This is a genomic window from Arthrobacter sp. CAN_A214 (assembly GCF_015751955.1).
In the GTDB taxonomy this organism is placed as follows: domain Bacteria; phylum Actinomycetota; class Actinomycetes; order Actinomycetales; family Micrococcaceae; genus Arthrobacter_D.
In genome coordinates, this window is sequence record NZ_JADOUU010000008.1 from 27,683 (window position 1) to 46,325 (window position 18,643).

Here is an 18,643-nt window from a genome sequence, read left to right on the forward strand (position 1 = left end):
AGGACCTAGGGTGGAGCCATGGCTATTCCCCTGATCTCGCTGCTGTCCGCTCCCGGCCTGAACCTCGCCCGCCAGGGCACCGCGCCGCTTCCCGAAACTCCCATCCAGTGGGTCGCGGTCACCGAGCTCGAGGACCCGTTGCCGTTCCTCAGCGGCGGGGAGGTGGTGTTGACGACGGGTGTCCGGCAGAAGACAGCGGCGGCCCAGCGGAACTTCGTGACCCGCGTCCGCGAGGCGGGCGCACTCGCCGTGGGTTTCGGTGTGGGGCTCACTCACGGGAAGATTCCGCCGGCCTTCCTCGAGCAGGCGGAGGAGGAGGGGCTTCCCATCTTCAGCGTTCCCTACGAGACACCCTTCATCGCGATCGGGAAGATCGTGGCTGACGCCCTGGCCGCGGACACCTACGCGGGGCTCGAGAGCCTTTTGCGCGGACACCAGGTCCTTGCCGCAGCACTCCTCGGGGGCGGTGGGATCCCCGCGCTGCTGCGGGAACTGGCCGCGATGACCGGGGCCGAGGTCGCCCTGTTCCAGTATGGAACCCGCGTCGCCGGCGCTGCATCGCCCGTCGCCGGTTCCCCCACCGCAACCATCTGGCACCGGGTGCCCGTGGCGACCGGACTCAAGGATCGCTGCACGCTCACGGTGGCCGAACCGTTCCGCCAGGCTGCGATCGTGGATTACGCCCAGAGCCTGATCAGTGTGGAACTCAGCAACCAGGCACGACGGCGAACGAGTGAGCGCGCCGCTGCCGGCCAGCTGATCCAGGACATCACGCGCGGCACCCTCGACGGTCCCGATGCCGCGGCCCGCCTGGCCAGTGCGGGAATCGATACCGGCACGCGCCAGACGGTGGTCATGATCGACGTCGCCTCCGGCCAGCAGAGGGCGCTGCGTACCCTTCCGCTGCCCGCCGGCTGGGAATCCGCGGTTGCGGCAATCCTCGAGGACCGGCTGGTGCTGCTGTCCGGTGCAGCCGACATCGGGCAGCTTGCGGGTGACCTCAGTTCCTACCTGCACGGTGCGGGGTTCACGGCGCAGGTGGGCGTGGGAGGCTCCTACGCCCAGCCCCACGGGCTGCGGTGGAGCTACTTCGAAGCCCGGGAGGCGCTCACCCACGGCCATCGCATCAACACGGCGGACCGGTTGAGCCTCACCTCGCTGCTGCTGGCGAGCGGCGATGTGCCGCTCGCGGACCTCGCCGCGGAAACCCTCGATCCGGTGGCGGCGTTCGACGCCAGGCACGGCGCCGGGCTGATGGTGACCCTCGAGAAGTACCTGTCCCTGAACGGCTCGGTGGCGGCGGTCGCCGAAGACCTGCAACTGCACCGCAACACCGTGAGGTACCGGCTGCAGCAACTCATCGACCTGACCGGTTACGACCCCGGTGTCACAGCCGACCGCGTGCACCTGTACCTGGCGCTCACGGTCCGCTCGTTACGGTGATCGGACCGGCCCGGCTACGGGTTCACCGACGGTTTCGCGGCTCGACCCACCGCATTCGTCCACCGGGTCCAGGTGACGATCCAGGGATAGCTCCATCGGCAGCTGGAAGGTGAGGGCGGATCCCCGGCCCTCGATGCTCTCGGCGGACAGAGTGCCGCCATGGCGTTCCACGATCGCCCTCGAGATGGCGAGGCCCAGCCCCACGCCGGGAATTGCCGCGTTCCGGGCCGCCGACGTGCGGAAGAACTTCGAGAAGATGCCCGCCATTTCTTCCTCGGACATCCCTGTGCCCTCATCCTCGATCCTGCATTCCAGGACGCCGTCGGCCGCGGAGGCGCTGGCTGTCACGGTTCCACCGGAGGGTGAATACTTCACTGCGTTGGACAGCAGGTTGTCGAGCACCTGCGCAATTCTTGCCGGATCGCACTGCACCATCAGCTCTTGGTGCGCCACCTCCCTGAAGTTCACCAGCGGATTCGCCGTGCGCTCCCTGGCCGATGCGACCCGCTGGGCGAGGAGCGCCGAGAAATCAATGCGAACTGGATGAACCTCGGATGGCCGTTCCGCAGCAGCAAGGAGGTCGCTGACCAGCTTGTGCAACCTGTCGGAATTGCGGGACACCACTTCCAGTCCCGTTACGGCATCCGGCGGCAGACCCGGAAGGCTGCCGAGCAATTCGACGTAGCCGCGGATGGCAGTCAGCGGAGTGCGCAGCTCGTGGGAGACCGTTGCAACGAATTCTTCCTTGGCGTTGAGGGCTGCGACCAGTTCGGTGACGTCATTGAACGTCACCACTGAACCTTCGCGGCTGCCGGTCCGGCTGATCATCAGCCGCGAGGAGGTGGAGAGGACCCGCTGGTTCGGCTGGGCCCCCCACCACAGGAGGTAGTCGGAGAACACCTGTCCCTCCGCGGCACGCCGGCTGGGACGGAGGGACTCCGGGATCGCCGACCGCCCGTCATTCTGGAAAATGAGGAGGTTATCCTCTGACTCCGCCTGATCAGGGTGCGCGGCTGCAAGCGTATAGAAGTGCTGCAGTTTCCGATTCGTCAGCAGGGGTCTGCCTTCTTCATCGACGGCGAGCAGTCCAACATCCACCGAGTTGACGAGCGTATTGAGCAGGAGCTCCCTGCGGGCGCTTGCCTCCAGCAGTACCTGCAACTCGCGGTCCTTCTCCTCTACCACCGCCTGCTGGGTCATCATGCTCGATGTCATGACACGGATGGTGATGCCGATGGCAAGCATGATGAAGGGCAGCAGGAAGGACTGCGTCAACGTCGCCGGGCTGACTGCCACCTCTGTCACGAACACGGGAACCCAGACCACCGCGAGCGTCGCGAGGAATCCTGCGGCAAGGGTGGCACGGGGGTAGAGTCCCGACGCTGCCAGCCAGACGATGGGGAACACCGCAAGCAGCCCGACACCCGTGATCACCGAGCCGGCTCCGTGCCGCATCAGCCCGATGGGAAGAAAAGCGAGCAGCGGGATGATCAGGAAGCTGGGGTAGGGCAACCGATCCCAGGGAATGACAAAGCACAGGAGCAGCAGAAGGGCCTGGAGTGCCGTCCCAAGAACGAAAGCAGGGTGGTCGAAGATCTGCGGATGGAAGATGAGGCTGCCAACGACGATCAGGAGCACGGTGGCGGACAGCGGCAACTGGGTGAGGACAACACGGCCCCGCAGGGAGAACTCGTGGAACTGGCGCAGGTTCAGCGCCAGGTAGGCAAGCACGTTGTCCATAACTACGGCAAGTCCCCAGTCGGTCGGTGAAAGAGCCACTGGAACCGCAGGAACAGCGGACAGGGCAGATCACACCATAACCTTTATCTCCGGTGCATGGGAGTGCATTGCTCCTCTCGCCGTTCCTCCGGTGTTACGGCAGGGCGGGCCGCCCCAGCCAGTCGGCCAGGTCGGCATACGCCGCGCGTGATTCGGGGAGCCAGGGAAGGCCTGGGAACACATGGAACGCGCCGGGATACTCCCGCAGGACGACGTCGGCGCCCGCTTCCCGCGCGCGATCGCGGAACACCAGGGCGTCCGGCATGCACACATCACGGGTGCCCTGGTAGATCCGGATGGGCGGGAGGCTGCCGAGCAGATCGGCCGGAGCGCAGGCCGGGCTCACGAGCGGCGTGCGCGGATCATCACCGCCGGCCCACCAGGACCCGGCGCGCACCGCTCCGGGAACGGACAGCATGGGGTCGATCTTCTCGTAGCGCGGCACATCCGGGTTGGTGCCGGTGACGTCCAGCCACGGCGAGAAAGCGATGATCCTCGACGGCATGGGCAGTCCCGCGTCAGCGAACGCCCAGCACTGCGCAACAGCCAGTCCGCCCCCGGCGGAATCTCCCGCGAGCACGACGTCGTCGGCGTCGCTCGTCAGCAGCACCCCGCGGTACACCGAGGTGAGATAGGGGAAGACCTCGCGGTAGGTGCTCTCGGGAGCGAGCCGGTACAGCGGGACGGTGACGGTGGCGCCGGTGCGCCGGATCAGCTCTGCGACGATCCACCAGTGCGGACGGCTCAGTTCATTGATGTAGACGCCGCCATGCGTGTAGATGATGTGCAGGCGCGTTGCGCCCTTGCGCGGGCGGACAGTGATCGTCCGGACCCCGTCCACCAGGCGTTCCTGGATGCTGTGGAGCGTCGTCAGGGTCCGCGGCATCGCCGCCGCTTCCGGATACTCCCGCCCCGGATAGGTGTCCTCGACCCAGTCGGTGGTCCGGTGGCGGTCCTTCGTCGGGGTCAGCGCAATGAGCCGTGAGGCCAACCGCACGGACAGGGAACCCTCGGTGCGGGGATCGCCCGGTGAATATCGCTGCAGGCTCCGCCGGATGCGCTCGATCATTCGGCCAGCCTAGCGGGTAGGCGATCTTCCCCCCTCGCAGACGCGGCACCTCCGGCCATGCGGATGGCCGCCGTCCGAACCGAGCGGTGACTCCTCCCGCCGTCCGCCGCCGAGGAGCTCTCTGTCATGCTGGACGTTGGACAAAGCCTCTTCGCGCTGTCGGCCCGCGCCCGGAATGTTCCGCCGGCGGCCGCCCTTCCCAGGTAAGGACCCGATGGATACCGCAGCCCAGATAGCCCTGATCCTCGATCTCCTCGGGGTGTTCTTCTTCGCTGTGTCCGGTTCGTTGCTGGCCGTCCGCAAGGGATTCGACCTCGTGGGCTCGCTGCTCCTCGCCTCACTTGCGGGCCTCGGGGGCGGCGTGGCGCGCGACGTCATCATCGACACCCCTCCCGCTGCGTTCAACGATCCCACCTACCTCCTGCCGCCGCTGCTCGCCACTGTGCTCGTCTACTTCGTCTTCTCGCGGGTGGAGCGTGGTCGGCGGGTCCTGGTGATCTTCGACGCCGCGGGCCTTGCCCTCTTCTGCATCACCGGCACGCTCAAGGCCCTCACGTTCGGACTGAACCCCGTTGCTGCAGTGCTGCTGGGCGTCACCACGGCGGTGGGCGGTGGTCTGCTGCGCGACGTCGTCGCCAACGAGGTTCCGCAGCTGTTCGATCCACGCGACATCTACGCGCTGCCCGCGATGCTCGGTGGCGTCGTCGTCACCGTGCTGGTGGCGCACGGCTGGTTCAACCTCCTGTCCGGAACGGCCGCGGCGTCCATGGTCTTTTCGCTGCGTGTCCTGGCCTGGCGGTACGGCTGGCACGCACCCCTGGCGGCACGCGCGTGGACGCCGCGGCGCGCACGGAAGCGTAAGAGCGCCTGACCGCGGCCGGTTACGATTGAGGCATCCCCACCCCCCACCTGGAGTAACCGTGACTGAGCTGTTTCTGGACAAATTTCGAGCCCTGGTTCCCTCCTATTTCGAGGACGAGTGGGTCGAGGAGGACGGGCTCTCACCGGCAGAGCTCGAGGAGATGATGCAGGGCAAGGACTTCGAGCTGCCCCTCGCGCTGCGCGAGTTCTACCTCGCCGTCGGCGCGACGGAAGACATCATGGAGGCCTTCCACTTTTTCTGGGATCCCGACGAGCTGGAGATCGAGGACGGCTTCCTCCTCTTCCTCGAGGACGAGGAAGAACTGTACACCTGGGGCATGAAAGCGGACCAGCTATCCGTCCCGGACCCGATCGTGTGGCGCCGCAACAACGCGCGCGGAGAATGGAAGTCCGAGGACGGCACGTTCAGCGAGTACGTCCTCGACCTGTTCGAGTGGGTGTTCGAGGACACGGAGGAGAACTGAGTGAGCGGATTCTTCCACCACGCCCCCGAGGGATATCAGTGCCCCTTCTGCGACCTTGCCCGAAGCAACTTCGATAATCCTCGGAACCTCTGCCGCCCGGGCGACGTCGTGTATGCGGATGAGCTCGTCCTCGCCTTCATCGCCTCCCACGGCTTCGAGCCCAACCCGGGGCACGTGCTCGTCATACCGCGCAGCCATGTCGAACTGCTCTACGAACTGCCCGACGACGTCGCTGCACGCATCATGACGGTCACCCGCGATGTCGCCGTGGCGATCAAGCGTGCGTGGGAGCCCGACGGGGTGTCGACCCGACAGCACAACGAGCCCGCAGGCAGCCAGCACGTCTGGCATTATCACCAGCACGTCCTGCCGCGCTGGCACGACGACGGCTTCTACTTCACGCCGAAGCGGCCCGTCGTGGATCCGGAGATCCGGGCGAGGAAGGCACTGGAGCTGAAGGAGTTCCTGTAGGTCCGGCGTCGGGTCCTGCCCACCTATCAGCGGGTCGAGCGCGCGTCGCGCCCGACACGCCGCACTCCATGTGCCGCCATTGCCGCCGTCGACGGCGTGTCGCGGGGAGACACGCCGCGACTGCGCAGCCTTCCCCCGCAAGGACGGCAAAACCCGTGCAGCCTCACCGCACCGGGCGCCCGCCGAGTACCTGGGCGACCTGCGCTAGGAGCTCGTCCGGGAAGAACATCACGTCCTCGTAGCAGAAGCGCAGGACCAGGTAGCCGCTGATGACCGTGGCGTTGTTGCGCTTCCGGTCCCGTCGGAGGGCCCTGCGGTCGGAGTGGAGAGCCGCACCGTCGATCTCGATCACGAGAAATCCCTCAACAAGGAAATCCACCCGGCCCACGCCGGAAATGTACACCTGCGGCTCTACCTGCCAGCCCGCGTCCTCGAGCAGCAGCCGGGCAACCACCTCGATAGCCGAATCGGCGCTCGTCCCGGCCCGGTCGAGTGCCGTCCGCGCCCGACCGTTGCGGTTTCCCGGCAGGCGGTCCCTCACGAACTGCGGGACTGTGTCTCCTCTTCTCAGCGCGGACTCGACCATCGGGATCGACTCCCGCTGCGGGCGGCACTGCAGCGCGTGCACCAACACGTCCACCAGACCCACGATCGGGAGCACCGCATGGGTCGGAACGCTGCGGCCTCGATGGTTGACTGCGTTCCCGGCACCGACATTGACGCGGCTCAAATGTACCGCTGCCGGTTCCTTGAGAGTCCACAACCCATAGTGTGCAGCAGCGGAAAGGCAGGTGAGAAGCCCTCCCGCGACCACTGCAGCACTGAAGTCCTCTGGTGCATCTGGCAGGCCCAGGACACCCGGACGCAGCCGAAGGACGCGTCCGTCCGCGACGGCCCGGGCCAACGCCCTCGCCCCGAATCCTCTCCCCAGGAGGTCCTGCGTCCGGGCGACCGATCCCATGCTGCGCAGTACGCGCACGACTTCCATGGAGACAGCGAACAGCACCCGGCGGGACCGCGGGGTCGGCGCCGTCGCTATGTGCGCAATTCGCCGCACCACATTTCACGTCAATGCCCGGCTTCAATGCGTGTCGGAGGGCGACACGCCGTCAAAAGCGGCCGCCGGCCCACAAAGGCGGCAATTGCCATGCGCCCACCCCGTGAAGCCAGCGCCATGAAGCCAGCAGCGGAGGGCTAGACTTCCCGGCTGACCACTGCCTGCGCGAAGCTGGCGAGCGCCTGCTTCACCACGCTGTCCGGCAGCGGATCCAGGGCCGCGACGGCGTCGTCGGCCCAGCGCTGCGCGAAGGCCCACGCTTCCTGCGTCTGGGGATGCGAGCGCACTGCGGATACGGCCTTCTCCAACGCGGCGTCGGACGTGAGGTCGGCGTCGACCAGGGCGATCACCTCGGCCGCGGAGGCGTCACCGGCGGCGGCAGCCCGCCGCAGGAGGATGACCGGCAGGGTGGGCACGGCCTCGCGCAGATCGGTTCCCGGTGCCTTGCCGGACTTCACCTTGAGGCCGGTGACGTCGATGACGTCGTCGGCGAGCTGGAACGCGATTCCCACCTTCTCGCCATAGGCCACCATCACGTCGATGACCTCGCGCGGGGTGTCGGCGAACAGTGCCCCGAGCTGGCCCGATGCCGCCACAAGAGAGCCGGTCTTATCGGCGATCACCGAGAGGTAGTGCTCGAGGGCATCCTCGTCCTTGCCCGGCCCCACGGTCTCGTGCAGCTGCCCCAGGCACAGTCTCTCGAACGTGCGGGCCTGGATGCCCAGGGCTTCCCCGCCGAGTTCCGACACGAGGATCGACGCACGCGCAAAGATGAGGTCGCCCGTCAGGATCGCCACCGAGTTGCCCCACACCTCGTGGGCCGTCGGTGCGCCGCGGCGGTAGGGAGCGGAGTCCATGACGTCGTCGTGGTAGAGCGTGGCGAGGTGGGTCAGTTCGACGACGACGGCGGCCTGCACCACCTCCGGGCGGGTCGGGTTGCCGAGGTGGGAAGCAAGGATGGTCAGGAGCGGACGGATCCTCTTGCCCCCCGCTTCGACGAGGTGACGGCTCGTGGCATCGGCCAGCGGGTCGGAGTTCGAGATCGCACCTCGCAGCTGCTTCTCGACCTCGGCGAGGCAGGAAGCCACGGCCGGCCCGAGTTCGGGATCCTCGGCGATCAGCGCGAAACCGGGTGGCAGGCTCGAGGAATCGTCAAGCCCTCCGGCGGTGTCCAGCGCACTGTCGGCACCGACGCCGGTCCAGCTGGAGGGAAAGGATTTCGTCACCGTATAAGACTAACCACGTGGCACGGCAGATTGCGCACGGAGAGCAGCCGTGACGGAGGGCTGGTTGGTGGTGGGCGGGACCAGCGCCTCGAGCAGGTGGATGACGCGGTCCTCGAAGCCGCGCCCACCGGTATCGGTGAGGTTCGCCAGCATCCGCACCACGAAGCGCATCAGCACGGGAACCGGCATTCCGGTGCGCAGCGCCAGCGACAGGATGGCCGGCTTTCCGATCAGGCGGGCGAAGATGCTGCCCAGAGTGAAGTGGCTTCCCCACTGCGCACGGATGTAGGGCGCATACCCCGAAAGCACCTGGTCCCGCCCGAGCGGGGAGCGCACCCGTTGCGACCGCTCGATGAACTCGGCGGCGTAGCGGGCCGACTCCATCGCATAGGAGATGCCCTCGCCGTTGAAGGGGGACACCATTCCGCCTGCATCGCCGAGCAGCAGGAGCCCCGGGCTGTAGTGCGGTGTCCGGTTGAAGCCCATAGGCAGCGCCGCACCGCGGATCTCGCCCACCTGGTTCTCGGGCGTGAATCCCCAGTCGGCGGGCATGCCGGCGGTCCAGTCGCGCAGCACCTGCTTGTAGTCGAGCTTGCCGAACTTCGCGGAGGAATTCAGGATGCCGAGGCCCACGTTGGAGGTGCCGTCGCCCACCCCGAAGACCCAGCCGTAGCCCGGCAGCGGACGCCCGGTGGCATCCGGGAGCTCGAGCCAGCCCTCCATCCAGTCGTCGTCGTGCCGAGGGCTGGTGAAGTAGGTACGCACGGCGACTCCGAGGGGGCGGTCGTCCCGCTTCGCCATCCCGAGGCTCACCGCGGTCCGGGTGGAGTTGCCGTCGGCGGCCAGCACGACGTCGGCGCTGAAGGTGCGCGATTCACCGGTCTTCCGCCCGTCGGCATCCAGCAGGTTCACCGACACACCCGTAACGCGGCCGGCGTCGTTGCGCACCGCAGCGGAAACGGAATGCCCCTCGAGGATGAGCGCGCCGGCCTGCTGGGCGTGACGTGCAAGGGCTTCATCGAACCCGAGGCGGGTGCGCACGAGCCCGTAGTCCGGGAAGTCGCTGAGCTCGGGCCACGGCACCTCGACCGTCCGCGTGCCGGCCCTGAGGCGGAGCCCCTTGTTGCGGCGCCAACCGTCGCTTTCATCGTGGGGCAGCCCCAGAAGCTGGATCTCGCGGACGGCGCGGGGGGTGAGTCCGTCTCCACACACCTTCTCGCGCGGAAAGTGCGTCTTCTCAAGGACTGTCACCTCGATGCCGGCGCTGGCCAGGTAGAAGGCAGCGGTGGACCCCGCAGGGCCCGCGCCGATGATGAGGACCGACATTCAGTTTGCCGCCCGTGTGCTGCGTCGGCGCAGCCGCGCCGAGCCGCTGGCCACCGTAGGCCTGGCGGCACGCGGTGCCGCGCCCGGCTTGACGGCCCGGTGCACTGCCACGATGCCGCCGTTGAGGTTGCGGTACGCCACCTCGGCCCAGCCGCTTCCGGAGATTTCCGTCGCGAGCTCGTCCTGATTGGGCCAGGCCCGGATGGATTCGGCGAGATAGACGTAGGCCGCCGGGTTGGAACTGACCTTCGTGGCGATCGCCGGCAGGGCACGCATCAGGTACTCGGTGTACAGGGTGCGCCACAGCGCAACAGTGGGTTGCGAGAACTCGGCGATCACCAGGGTCCCCCCGGGCTTCGTGACACGCAGCATTTCCGCGAGGGCCTTGTGCGGCTCGTTGACGTTGCGCAGCCCGAAGGAGATGGTGCTCGCGTCGAAGGAATCGTCGGCGAAGGGTAGGTTCGTCGCATCGCCGGCCACGAAGTTGATGTCCGGCCGCCGACGCTTCCCCACGGTGAGCATCCCCAGGGAGAAATCGCACGCGACGACGTCGATTCCCGCGTCCGCATACGGTTCACTCGAGGTGCCCGTGCCGGCGGCGAGATCGAGGACGCGCTGTCCCGGCCGGGCATCCACCGCATCGACGACGATCCGACGCCAACGGTGCGCCTGGCCCACGGACAGGACGTCGTTGACGATGTCGTACTTCGGTGCGACGTCGTCGAACATGGCTGCTACTTCGTTGGGCCGCTTCTCCAGTGATGCACGTTTCACCTGCCCATTGTCTCAAACAAATGCCCGCCGCCCGACCGTTGCGGAAGGCTCGCACACCGGGCCCACCGACGCCGGATCGGGCTCCTCCCGCACCGGAGTAGGCTTGAGGCACCATGAGCAATCCGTCCCTGACAGCACCCGCGCCCGATCGCGCGCGGATCGGCGGACTTCGAAGCATCACCCTTTCGAGGGGACCCATTGAACCGAATACCGGGCTGCTCGACTATGTAGTACGCAACGATGCCCACACCTGGATACGGCGGGGCGGCGGCCTCGTCGCCTACGGGGAGACCGCACGGTTCACCGGCGCCGGACCGGGCCGTTTCGCCGAGGCACAGGACTGGTGGCGCGGTCAGCTGGCAACCGCCGACGTCGACAATCCACTGCGGCAGTCCGGCACCGGGCTCATCGCCTTCGGGTCCTTCGCGTTCTCGAAGACATCGGCGTACGAGTCCCGGCTGATCGTTCCGGAAATCGTCGTGGGCTGCTCCGACGGCTCCAGCTGGCTGACCTACATCACCAGCGACGCCGGCGCGGACGTGACACCCGAAGCAGCGGAAGCGGTGCTCGCGGCATACCTCGACGACGTCGCCCCCGAACGCGCACCCCACCCAGGGGACCGTCTGTCCCCGGGGATCCTCAGTGAGGGTGAGTACATGGTGGCGGTGGCCGAGGGTGTCCGGCATGTCCAGGCCGAGGAACTGAGCAAACTGGTTCTCGCCCGTGACGTCGTCGCCGAACTCGGCGCTCCCATCGCCACTGCCCAGGTGCTCCGCGAGCTGGCCGTGCGGTACGAGGACTGCTGGACCTACTCGGTGGACGGGCTCATCGGTTCCACCCCCGAGATGCTCATCAAGGTCGAGAACAGCACGGCCCGGGCCCGTGTGCTGGCCGGCACCCTCGACCGGGCGAACGCGCCCGCCGGGGACCCGGACTACCCGCAGCGCGTTCTGGCCGGCTCCGACAAGCAGCTGCACGAACACTCGATCGCGATCGACTCCCTCACCCGCCAGCTCGAGCCCTTCACCAGCTCCATGACCTCGCACAGCGAGCCGTTCGTCCTCCAGCTGCCCAATGTCTGGCATCTCGCCTCGGATGTGACTGCACAGCTGACCGTCGACGGCGAAGGGCAGGTGCCGACGTCGCTGGCGCTGGTCGAGGCCCTCCACCCGACAGCAGCAGTATGCGGCACCCCCACGACGGTGGCAGGCGCCCTGATCCGGGAGCTCGAGCACCTCGAGCGCGGACCCTATGCGGGCCCGGTGGGATGGATGGACGCCGAGGGCAACGGCGAGTGGGGCATTGCCCTGCGCGGAGCGGTCGTGGAAAGCCCCACGCGAATACGCCTGTACGCGGGCTGCGGGATCGTTGAGGGATCACAGCCCGAAGCGGAGCTGGCCGAGACCTGGAGCAAGTTCCGCCCCATGATCCAGGCCCTCGACCTGTCCAGCTGACCCACCCTGGGTTGGTTACCAATAGGCAATGCCTGTAGCCTGTGATGCACATCTCAAATCGCAGTAGAATCGATCCGGCTCCTTGGAGTCCCCCCTCTCCGTCCGCTTTCCCGTCCAATCGAGGTATCCCATGATTTTGAAAAAGAACGCACTGCTGGCCGTGCTGGCCACCGGAACGCTGGCACTGACCGCCTGTGGCGGCTCCGAGGAGCCCGCCGCGGAAGGCGGGCTGAACCTCGTGTCCGAGGGCAACCTCACCGTCTGCTCCGACATCCCCTACCCTCCCTTCGAGTTCGAGGAGAACGGCGAGTACACCGGCTTCGATATCGACCTCATGAGGGAAATCGCCACCGGCATGGACCTCGAACTCTCGGTCCAGGATGTCGGATTCGATGGCCTCCAGAGTGGCGCGACGATCGCCGCCGGACAGTGCGACATCGGCGCGAGTGCCATGACCATCACTCCCGAGCGTGAAGCGAACCTCGCCTTCTCGGATCCGTACTACGACTCGCTGCAGTCACTGCTGGTTCCCGAGAGCTCCGACGTAGCAAGCCTTGAGGACCTCGCGGGCATGTCGGTAGGCGTCCAGCAGGGCACCACCGGTGAAACCTACACACGTGAGAACGTACCCGCCGACACCGAGGTGGTTGCGTTCCCGAGTGATGCCGAGATGTACGCGGCCGTCCAGGCCGGCAACGTCGATGCCCTCCTTCAGGACCTGCCGGTCAACCTCGGGCACACCGAGGACGGTGCATTCACCATCGCCGAGGAATACGAGACCGATGAACAGTACGGCTTCGCCATGGCCAAGGAGGGCAGCGAAGAGCTGGTTGCAGCAGTCAATGAGCAGCTGACCGCGATGCGCGACAGCGGCAAGTACCAGGAAATCTACGACACCTACTTCACGGAGTAATCAACAGCTCAAGCCCCGCGGCTGCCGGCGCGAAGAACACAGCGCCGGCAGCCGCGGGAGCTGCAACCTCCTGAAGGAAGGTAAACCCCCAGCGTGAAACGCTCAACACGCAGACGCCTCATCCAGGGCGCGCTTTACGCGGTGTTCGCCGCCCTCGTCCTCGCGATCATCCTCGCGGCCGACTGGCAGGCCATCCGCACCAATTTCTTCGACCTCGAGGTGGCCGCTGCCGCTTTCCCCGAGATCGTCACGATCGCTGCGAAGAACACCATCGTCTACACGGCGATCGCCTTCGCGGGAGGGCTCCTCCTCGGTCTGATCTTCGCCCTGATGAAGCTTTCCCCGGTGCTCCCTTACCGCTGGCTCGCCACCGCGTACATCGAACTGTTCCGCGGTCTCCCGGCGCTGCTGGTCATCTTCGCCTTTGCCTTCGCCGTACCCATCGCGTTCCAGTGGCGGCCTCCCGGCGGCAGTGCCGGTGCCGGCCTGATTGCGCTGATCATCGTGTCCTCGGCCTACATTGCGGAGACCATCCGTGCGGGCATCGAGGCAGTGCCCAAGGGCCAGGTCGAAGCAGCACGATCGCTGGGCATGAATCCGGCGTGGACCATGGTCTCCGTGGTCCTCCCCCAGGCTTTCCGGATCATCACTCCCCCGCTGACCAACGAGCTCGTGATCCTCATCAAGGACACCTCACTCCTGTTCATCGCAGGAATGGCCCTGGGGGACCGCGAGCTGACCACCTTCGCCAGGGACTCACTGACGAGCCAGGCGAACGCGACGCCGCTGGTCCTCGCTGCGCTGATGTACCTCGTGATCACGCTGCCGCTCACGCAGCTCGTGGCCAAGCTCGAACGACACAACAAGAGAGGCCGGTGATAGCGGTGGCTGGTTCAAAAGCTGCTGCCTCGGCAGCACCCCCTGCGGGCGTACCCGCCATCGAGGTACGCCAACTGTGCAAGAGCTTCGGTACCAACGAGGTCCTCAAGGGCATCGACTTCCACGTGGACCAGGGCGAGGTGGTGTGCGTGATCGGCCCGTCCGGCTCCGGCAAATCCACGCTCCTGCGCTGCGTGAACCGGCTCGAGGAACCCACCACGGGAACCATCCTCGTGGAGGGCGTGGACATCACCGACGGCGAGACGGACCTCGACAAGGTGCGCACCCGGATCGGCATGGTATTCCAGCAGTTCAACCTCTTCCCGCATCTCAACGTGCTGCAGAACCTCACCCTCGCGCAGCGCCGCGCCAAAGGCCGCGGCAGGACGGAAGCAGAGGAGGTGGCCCGGCGCAACCTCGCCAAGGTCGGCCTGGCGGAGAAGGCCGGGGCCTTCCCCGCACAGCTCTCGGGAGGTCAGCAGCAGCGCGTCGCGATAGCCCGCGCGTTGTCGATGGATCCCGACATGATGCTGTTCGACGAACCGACCAGTGCGCTCGATCCCGAACTCGTGGGCGATGTCCTCGAGGTCATGAAGCAGCTTGCCCGTGAGGGTATGACCATGATGGTCGTCACCCATGAGATGGGCTTCGCCCGCGAGGTGGGCGACCGCGTGGTGTTCATGGACGGCGGAGTGGTGGTGGAGCAGGGCACGCCCGAGAACGTCCTGGGAAACCCGCAGCACGAACGCACCAAGGGTTTCCTCTCGAAGGTGCTCTAGGGAACCACTGCGCCGGCAACAGCCTGCCGGATCCGGGCGTGCAGGTCCCGGAGGCTTCCGCGGCCGGAGCGGATCTCGACGATGGAGCGGCCCTCGATGGGCCGCTCCATCGCTGCGTCAAGGACTTCAAGGGACGGAACGCGCTCGTAACGGAGCCCGTAGGCGGCAGCGACGGCCGCGAGGTCCACCGTCTGGGGCGTACCGAACAGACGCTCGACGGCGGCTCCGTACCGCGCCGTCGTCGTCTCTGCTCCGTGCTCCAGCAGGCCGAAAATGCCGCCGCCGCCGTCATTGAGCACCACGATCTGCAGATCCGGCTGTGGCTCTCCAGCCCCGATCAGCAGGCCTCCGACATCGTGGAGGAACGTCAGGTCTCCCACCAGCAACCGGGTGGGGATGCCGCGGGCCAGCGCCACCCCCGTGGCAGTGGATACTGTGCCGTCGATCCCGGCAAGGCCGCGGTTCGCGAAAACGTCGAGCGGATGCCAGTCCGTCGGGGCCACCAGGTCGAGGTCGCGGATGGGATTCGAGGAGCCGATCACCAGGTTGCCGTCGGTGTTCTCCCACACGGCGTCAGCGACGTGCAACCCGTTGAGTGCCGTCTCCCCCGCCAGCAGGTTCTGGATTGCAGCCTCCGCTGCCGCCCCGTCCTTCCGCCAGGAGTCCAGCCAGCCGTTGGCGCCGCGGCCTGCAAATCGAAGCAGTTCCGGCAGGCTGTCGATGATGCGCTCGTGCCGCCTGCCCTCCTCGAACCAGGCCACGGGCGAGGGAACGTACAGTGCCTGCTCGACGTCGTCCCGGGCCAGCAGGGCTGCCACCGGACGCGACAGGGTGGGACGGCCGAAGACCACCACCTTCGTGATGGAGCCGCCGGCATGCTCGAGCAGCAGCCGGTAGGGCGCGATGGCGCTGCTGCCGAAACGCGCGTTGGACGACGGCTCGGCGAACAGCGGGAGCCGCAGGTGGGCGGCGAAGACCGCGGCAAGCTCACCGGCGCCGTGCCCGGCGACCACCACTGTGGTTGCGCCCTCCGGTAGCTTCCGAGGAATCAAGGCAGGGGCGAAAGTTCCGGCCCTACCCCCGGGCGTTCCGACGGCGGCAATCGCGGTTGGTTCGAGGGTGTCGGCCGGTGCACGCGCGCCAGCGGTCGCGCCAGCAGTCGCTTCAACACCGACTGATTCCGGCCCGCGTCCTGTCGCAAGCCCTGCGACCGGCTCCGGCGAACCAGCCGAGGGCAGCGCATCGGCCCGTCCCGGCACCAGCGGATCGCGGAAGGCAAGGTTGAGGTGCACGGGACCTGCCGGCCCTCCGCTGCCGCCGGCCTCCGCCAGCGCCTGGACCACGGAGGGCACAGGGTCTGTTCCCGCGGGTATATCGGCCGAGAACCGGACGTGGATTCCGAACAAGCCAGGCTGCACCGTCGTCTGGTTGGCCCCGGTTCCCCGCAGCTCCTCCGGCCGGTCGGCGGACAGCACCAGGAGCGGAACCGCCGCGTGGTTCGCCTCCATGACGGCGGGCAGGAGTTCCCCCACTGCCGTGCCCGACGTCGTCACCACTGCCACCGGACGCTGCGCCCCCAGTGCAAGACCGAGTGCCGTGAATCCCGCGACACGCTCGTCGATACGCACGTGCAGCCGGAGTGCGTTGCCCGCTTCCGCGAGCGCGTAGGCGAGCGGAGCGCTCCGTGAACCAGGGGCGACGACGACGTCGCGCACGCCGCCGGAGATCAATGCCGAGACGACGCGTCGTGCCGCTTCGATGGCACTGAGGGATCCGCTGCTGCTGGGGGAATTGCTCACTCCTCCATCCTCACACCGATCATGGCCACCGAACGCAAAACGCACCACCGGTGAGTCCCGGTGGTGCGCCCTGCAATGCCCTGCGGGTCAGTTATCTGCCGTCCCGCCCGCCGCGGTCGTCGTCGTTGCGTGGCCTCCCGGAAACGCGCCCGCGGCCTCGGCCCGAGTGGTCCTCGCTGCGTCCCTCGGAGCCGCGGTACACCTGGACCACCGAAGGCCTGGGGAGGGCGCCTTCACCCTTGCGGGGGAACTGGCCCACCGGGACGTAGTCGGGGAAGAGGGACACCTGGTTCTCCCAGTCGCCGTCTTCGCCCGGGTGCTGGACGGCAACGAAGACGCTGCCGTCGGCGTCATGGATGATCGGCCCGCAGGTCTCGCCGTCACGGGGAACGGCGAGGAACTGCTCCACCCTTCCGCGGTCAGCGCCTTCGAGTCCCACCTTGAACAGGCCGTCACAGTAGCCGATGGTGCCCGGTTGCCCGTCCGTGGAGATCCACAGGTTGCCCGCCGAATCGAAGGCCAAATTGTCAGGGCAGGAGATCGGCGAAACCAACTCGACGGGGTAGCCGCTGAAATAGGTGCTGGAATTCCTGGCAGGATCACCGCACACCATCAGCAGGTTCCAGGTGAAGCGCAGGGCAGTTGCATCCCCGCCGTTCTCCACCATCTCGACGATGTGTCCGTCGCGGTTGACCGTGCGGGGATTTGCCTCGTCGGCTGCCGCGTTGGTTCCGGTACCCCGGTTGGTGTTGTTGGTGCAGGCGACGTAGACCCTGCCCGTGGCGGGGTTCGGCTCGACGTCCTCGCACCGGTCCATCTTGGTGGGACCCATCTTGTCCGCCGCCAGCCGCGTGAAAACGGCGACCTCGGCGGCGCTCATGCCCTCCACTGCCGATTCGTTGTCGATGAGCAGCGGCAGCCACTCGCCGACGCCGTCGAACGCCCCGTCCGAGGGGACCGCTCCGGAGCCATCGATTTCAGCAGTGGAGTTTCCCTGGAACCGCGCCACGTACAGCGAGCCCTCGGAGAGCAGCGTCATGTTGGCACGGCGGGCCTCGGGCGTGGTCCCGGGCTGCATCACGTTCTTCGACACGAACTTGTACAGGTAGTCGAAGCGCTCGTCGTCGCCGGAGTAGGCCACCACCCGGCCGTCGGGGGCCACCGAGATGTTGGCGCCCTCGTGCTTGAAACGGCCGAGCGCCGAGTGCTTGCGGGGCGTGCTCGTGGGGTCGAAGGGGTCCACTTCGACGATGTAGCCGAAGCGGTGCTTCTCGTTCTCGTGGCCGGGGGTGCGGGTGTCGAAGCGGGCTTCGTCTGCTTCCCAGTTGCGCGCGGTCGGCTGGCTGGTCAGGCCGTAGCGCCGGTCGCCGTCGCTGGTTCCCGCGCTGACGAAGTAGCCGTTGAAGTTCTCCTCACCCGACAGAATGGTCCCCCAGGGCGTGGTCCCGCCGGCACAGTTGCCGAGCGTGCCGAGGATGGTGCGTCCCGATGGATCGCCGATCGTCTTCACGAGTTCGGACCCGGCTGCCGGTCCCGTCAGTTCGTACGGTGTGGTGGTGAGGTACCTGCGGTTCAGCGGCGCGCCCTGGATGTAGCTCCACGGCTTGCTGGTGTTCTTGCGCTCCAGTTCGACGACGGACAGGCCGTGCGCCGCTTTCCCGATGCCCCGCACCTCCGGTGCAGGCGTGGTGGGAGGCACCATGATGTTCTCGTTGGTGTACTCGTGGTTGGCGAAAAGCACCGCACGCCGGCCCTTGGTGCCGGGGAGCTCGAGAATGTCGGTGTAGTCGCAGTTGTAGCCGAACTGGAGGGCCTGGGCCGCGGCGGTCTGCGCATCGGCATCGAATACCGGCGAGTTCCGGAAGAGGGGATCACCCCAGCGGATGACCGGCTTCCAGCCGAAACCTTCAGGGACGGTCATGTTGTCCACCATCGCGTCCACCGGAGCGATAGGGGTGAAGGAAAGCCTGCCCTTGGCTGCCCTGCCGCCCTGGTTCGACACTGCCTGGGCAACCCCGGTGCCGGCGTTCGTGCCGACGAGCAGCGTGAGTGCGCCGGCTGCTCCCACTCCGAGCATGTTGCGGCGCGAGAACTCACGCGAAACGATGTCCCGGAAGTAGCCGTTGTCGGTGCTGTTGCAGACCGCGGCCGAGCAGGCGTTGTCGCACTTCAGGGCGCAGGTTACCGCGCTGCGCTTTCCTTTGGTGTGGCCGAGCATGGGCAACAGGCGGCGCTTGGTTTCACTCATGGGGTGCCTTCCAGGTAACGAACGGGCGTTCGACAGAAGACTGGCAAGGGAATTGAACAATCGCTGTACCGGTTGCTGAA

Annotated in this window: 16 protein-coding genes; 8 read left to right on the plus strand and 8 right to left on the minus strand. The window is 67.1% G+C overall.

Translation table 11 applies throughout. The features are described from left to right. The first annotated feature begins 18 nt into the window (after nucleotides 1-18). Nucleotides 19-1,443: a PucR family transcriptional regulator gene (locus IWX65_RS08995; RefSeq protein ID WP_196882223.1), complete on the plus strand. Its 1,425-nt coding sequence runs from the start codon at nucleotides 19-21 to the stop codon at nucleotides 1,441-1,443. Here the strand turns inward: IWX65_RS08995 and IWX65_RS09000 are convergent. Both IWX65_RS09000 and IWX65_RS09005 read right to left on the minus strand, forming a co-directional pair. Beyond that, nucleotides 1,435-3,222 (minus strand): sensor histidine kinase, encoded by a 1,788-nt coding sequence (locus tag IWX65_RS09000; protein ID WP_196882224.1) that lies wholly within the window; start codon nucleotides 3,220-3,222, stop codon nucleotides 1,435-1,437. The genes IWX65_RS08995 and IWX65_RS09000 overlap by 9 nt on opposite strands. Nucleotides 3,223-3,316: 94 nt before the next feature. Then, complete coding sequence (locus tag IWX65_RS09005) at nucleotides 3,317-4,291, minus strand: alpha/beta hydrolase (RefSeq protein ID WP_196882225.1); 975 nt, start codon at nucleotides 4,289-4,291, stop codon at nucleotides 3,317-3,319. A gap of 214 nt (nucleotides 4,292-4,505) precedes the next feature. Between IWX65_RS09005 and IWX65_RS09010 the strand changes: the two genes are divergently transcribed. The 3 genes from IWX65_RS09010 to IWX65_RS09020 are packed head-to-tail and all read left to right on the plus strand — an operon-like array spanning nucleotide 4,506 to nucleotide 6,108. Then, complete coding sequence (locus IWX65_RS09010; protein ID WP_196882226.1) at nucleotides 4,506-5,162, plus strand: trimeric intracellular cation channel family protein; 657 nt, start codon at nucleotides 4,506-4,508, stop codon at nucleotides 5,160-5,162. Between the two features lie 49 nt (nucleotides 5,163-5,211). Then, nucleotides 5,212-5,637, plus strand: a complete 426-nt coding sequence (locus IWX65_RS09015; protein WP_196822967.1) for a hypothetical protein — start codon at nucleotides 5,212-5,214, stop codon at nucleotides 5,635-5,637. Then, nucleotides 5,638-6,108: an HIT family protein gene (locus tag IWX65_RS09020; RefSeq protein ID WP_196882227.1), complete on the plus strand. Its 471-nt coding sequence runs from the start codon at nucleotides 5,638-5,640 to the stop codon at nucleotides 6,106-6,108. Between the two features lie 163 nt (nucleotides 6,109-6,271). On the opposite strand, the gene IWX65_RS09025 is transcribed toward IWX65_RS09020, so the two are convergent. From IWX65_RS09025 to IWX65_RS09040, 4 genes are all read right to left on the minus strand, one after another. After that, nucleotides 6,272-7,168 carry a DUF559 domain-containing protein gene (locus tag IWX65_RS09025; RefSeq protein WP_196882229.1) on the minus strand — a complete coding sequence of 299 codons (897 nt, stop codon included), beginning with the start codon at nucleotides 7,166-7,168 and terminating at the stop codon, nucleotides 6,272-6,274. Between the two features lie 134 nt (nucleotides 7,169-7,302). Beyond that, on the minus strand, nucleotides 7,303-8,340 hold the full coding sequence (locus tag IWX65_RS09030) for a polyprenyl synthetase family protein (RefSeq protein WP_334683778.1): 1,038 nt from the start codon (nucleotides 8,338-8,340) through the stop codon (nucleotides 7,303-7,305). 60 nt (nucleotides 8,341-8,400) lie between these two features. Next, nucleotides 8,401-9,717, minus strand: coding sequence for a geranylgeranyl reductase family protein (locus IWX65_RS09035; protein WP_196882234.1), 1,317 nt, complete (start codon nucleotides 9,715-9,717; stop codon nucleotides 8,401-8,403). Then, a complete protein-coding gene (locus IWX65_RS09040; RefSeq protein ID WP_196882237.1) occupies nucleotides 9,718-10,491 on the minus strand; it encodes a demethylmenaquinone methyltransferase in 774 nt (257 codons plus the stop codon). A 113-nt stretch (nucleotides 10,492-10,604) separates the two neighbouring features. Between IWX65_RS09040 and IWX65_RS09045 the strand changes: the two genes are divergently transcribed. From IWX65_RS09045 to IWX65_RS09060, 4 genes are all read left to right on the plus strand, one after another. Then, entirely contained in the window at nucleotides 10,605-11,945 is a 1,341-nt protein-coding gene (locus IWX65_RS09045; protein ID WP_196882239.1) for an isochorismate synthase, read from the plus strand. A 130-nt stretch (nucleotides 11,946-12,075) separates the two neighbouring features. Beyond that, a complete protein-coding gene (locus IWX65_RS09050) occupies nucleotides 12,076-12,858 on the plus strand; it encodes a transporter substrate-binding domain-containing protein (RefSeq protein ID WP_196882240.1) in 783 nt (260 codons plus the stop codon). A gap of 93 nt (nucleotides 12,859-12,951) precedes the next feature. Further along, complete coding sequence (locus IWX65_RS09055; protein ID WP_196882242.1) at nucleotides 12,952-13,737, plus strand: amino acid ABC transporter permease; 786 nt, start codon at nucleotides 12,952-12,954, stop codon at nucleotides 13,735-13,737. A 5-nt stretch (nucleotides 13,738-13,742) separates the two neighbouring features. Further along, nucleotides 13,743-14,516, plus strand: a complete 774-nt coding sequence (locus IWX65_RS09060; RefSeq protein ID WP_334683766.1) for an amino acid ABC transporter ATP-binding protein — start codon at nucleotides 13,743-13,745, stop codon at nucleotides 14,514-14,516. Here IWX65_RS09060 and menD read toward each other — a convergent pair. Together menD and IWX65_RS09070 are read right to left on the minus strand one after the other, a co-directional pair. Then, a complete protein-coding gene (gene menD / locus IWX65_RS09065) occupies nucleotides 14,513-16,315 on the minus strand; it encodes a 2-succinyl-5-enolpyruvyl-6-hydroxy-3-cyclohexene-1-carboxylic-acid synthase (RefSeq protein ID WP_196882243.1) in 1,803 nt (600 codons plus the stop codon). The genes IWX65_RS09060 and menD overlap by 4 nt on opposite strands. Before the next feature lie 91 nt (nucleotides 16,316-16,406). Continuing rightward, nucleotides 16,407-18,563, minus strand: coding sequence for a PhoX family protein (locus IWX65_RS09070; protein ID WP_196882244.1), 2,157 nt, complete (start codon nucleotides 18,561-18,563; stop codon nucleotides 16,407-16,409). Between the last annotated feature and the right edge of the window lie 80 nt (nucleotides 18,564-18,643).

Coding starts and splice junctions, on each gene's coding strand:
- IWX65_RS08995 (WP_196882223.1), top strand. CDS start 19: ATGGCTATTCCCCTGATCTCGCTGCTGTCCGCTCCCGGCCTGAACCTC.
- IWX65_RS09070 (WP_196882244.1), bottom strand. CDS start 18,563: ATGAGTGAAACCAAGCGCCGCCTGTTGCCCATGCTCGGCCACACCAAA.
- IWX65_RS09035 (WP_196882234.1), bottom strand. CDS start 9,717: ATGTCGGTCCTCATCATCGGCGCGGGCCCTGCGGGGTCCACCGCTGCC.
- IWX65_RS09045 (WP_196882239.1), top strand. CDS start 10,605: ATGAGCAATCCGTCCCTGACAGCACCCGCGCCCGATCGCGCGCGGATC.
- IWX65_RS09005 (WP_196882225.1), bottom strand. CDS start 4,291: ATGATCGAGCGCATCCGGCGGAGCCTGCAGCGATATTCACCGGGCGAT.
- IWX65_RS09010 (WP_196882226.1), top strand. CDS start 4,506: ATGGATACCGCAGCCCAGATAGCCCTGATCCTCGATCTCCTCGGGGTG.
- IWX65_RS09050 (WP_196882240.1), top strand. CDS start 12,076: ATGATTTTGAAAAAGAACGCACTGCTGGCCGTGCTGGCCACCGGAACG.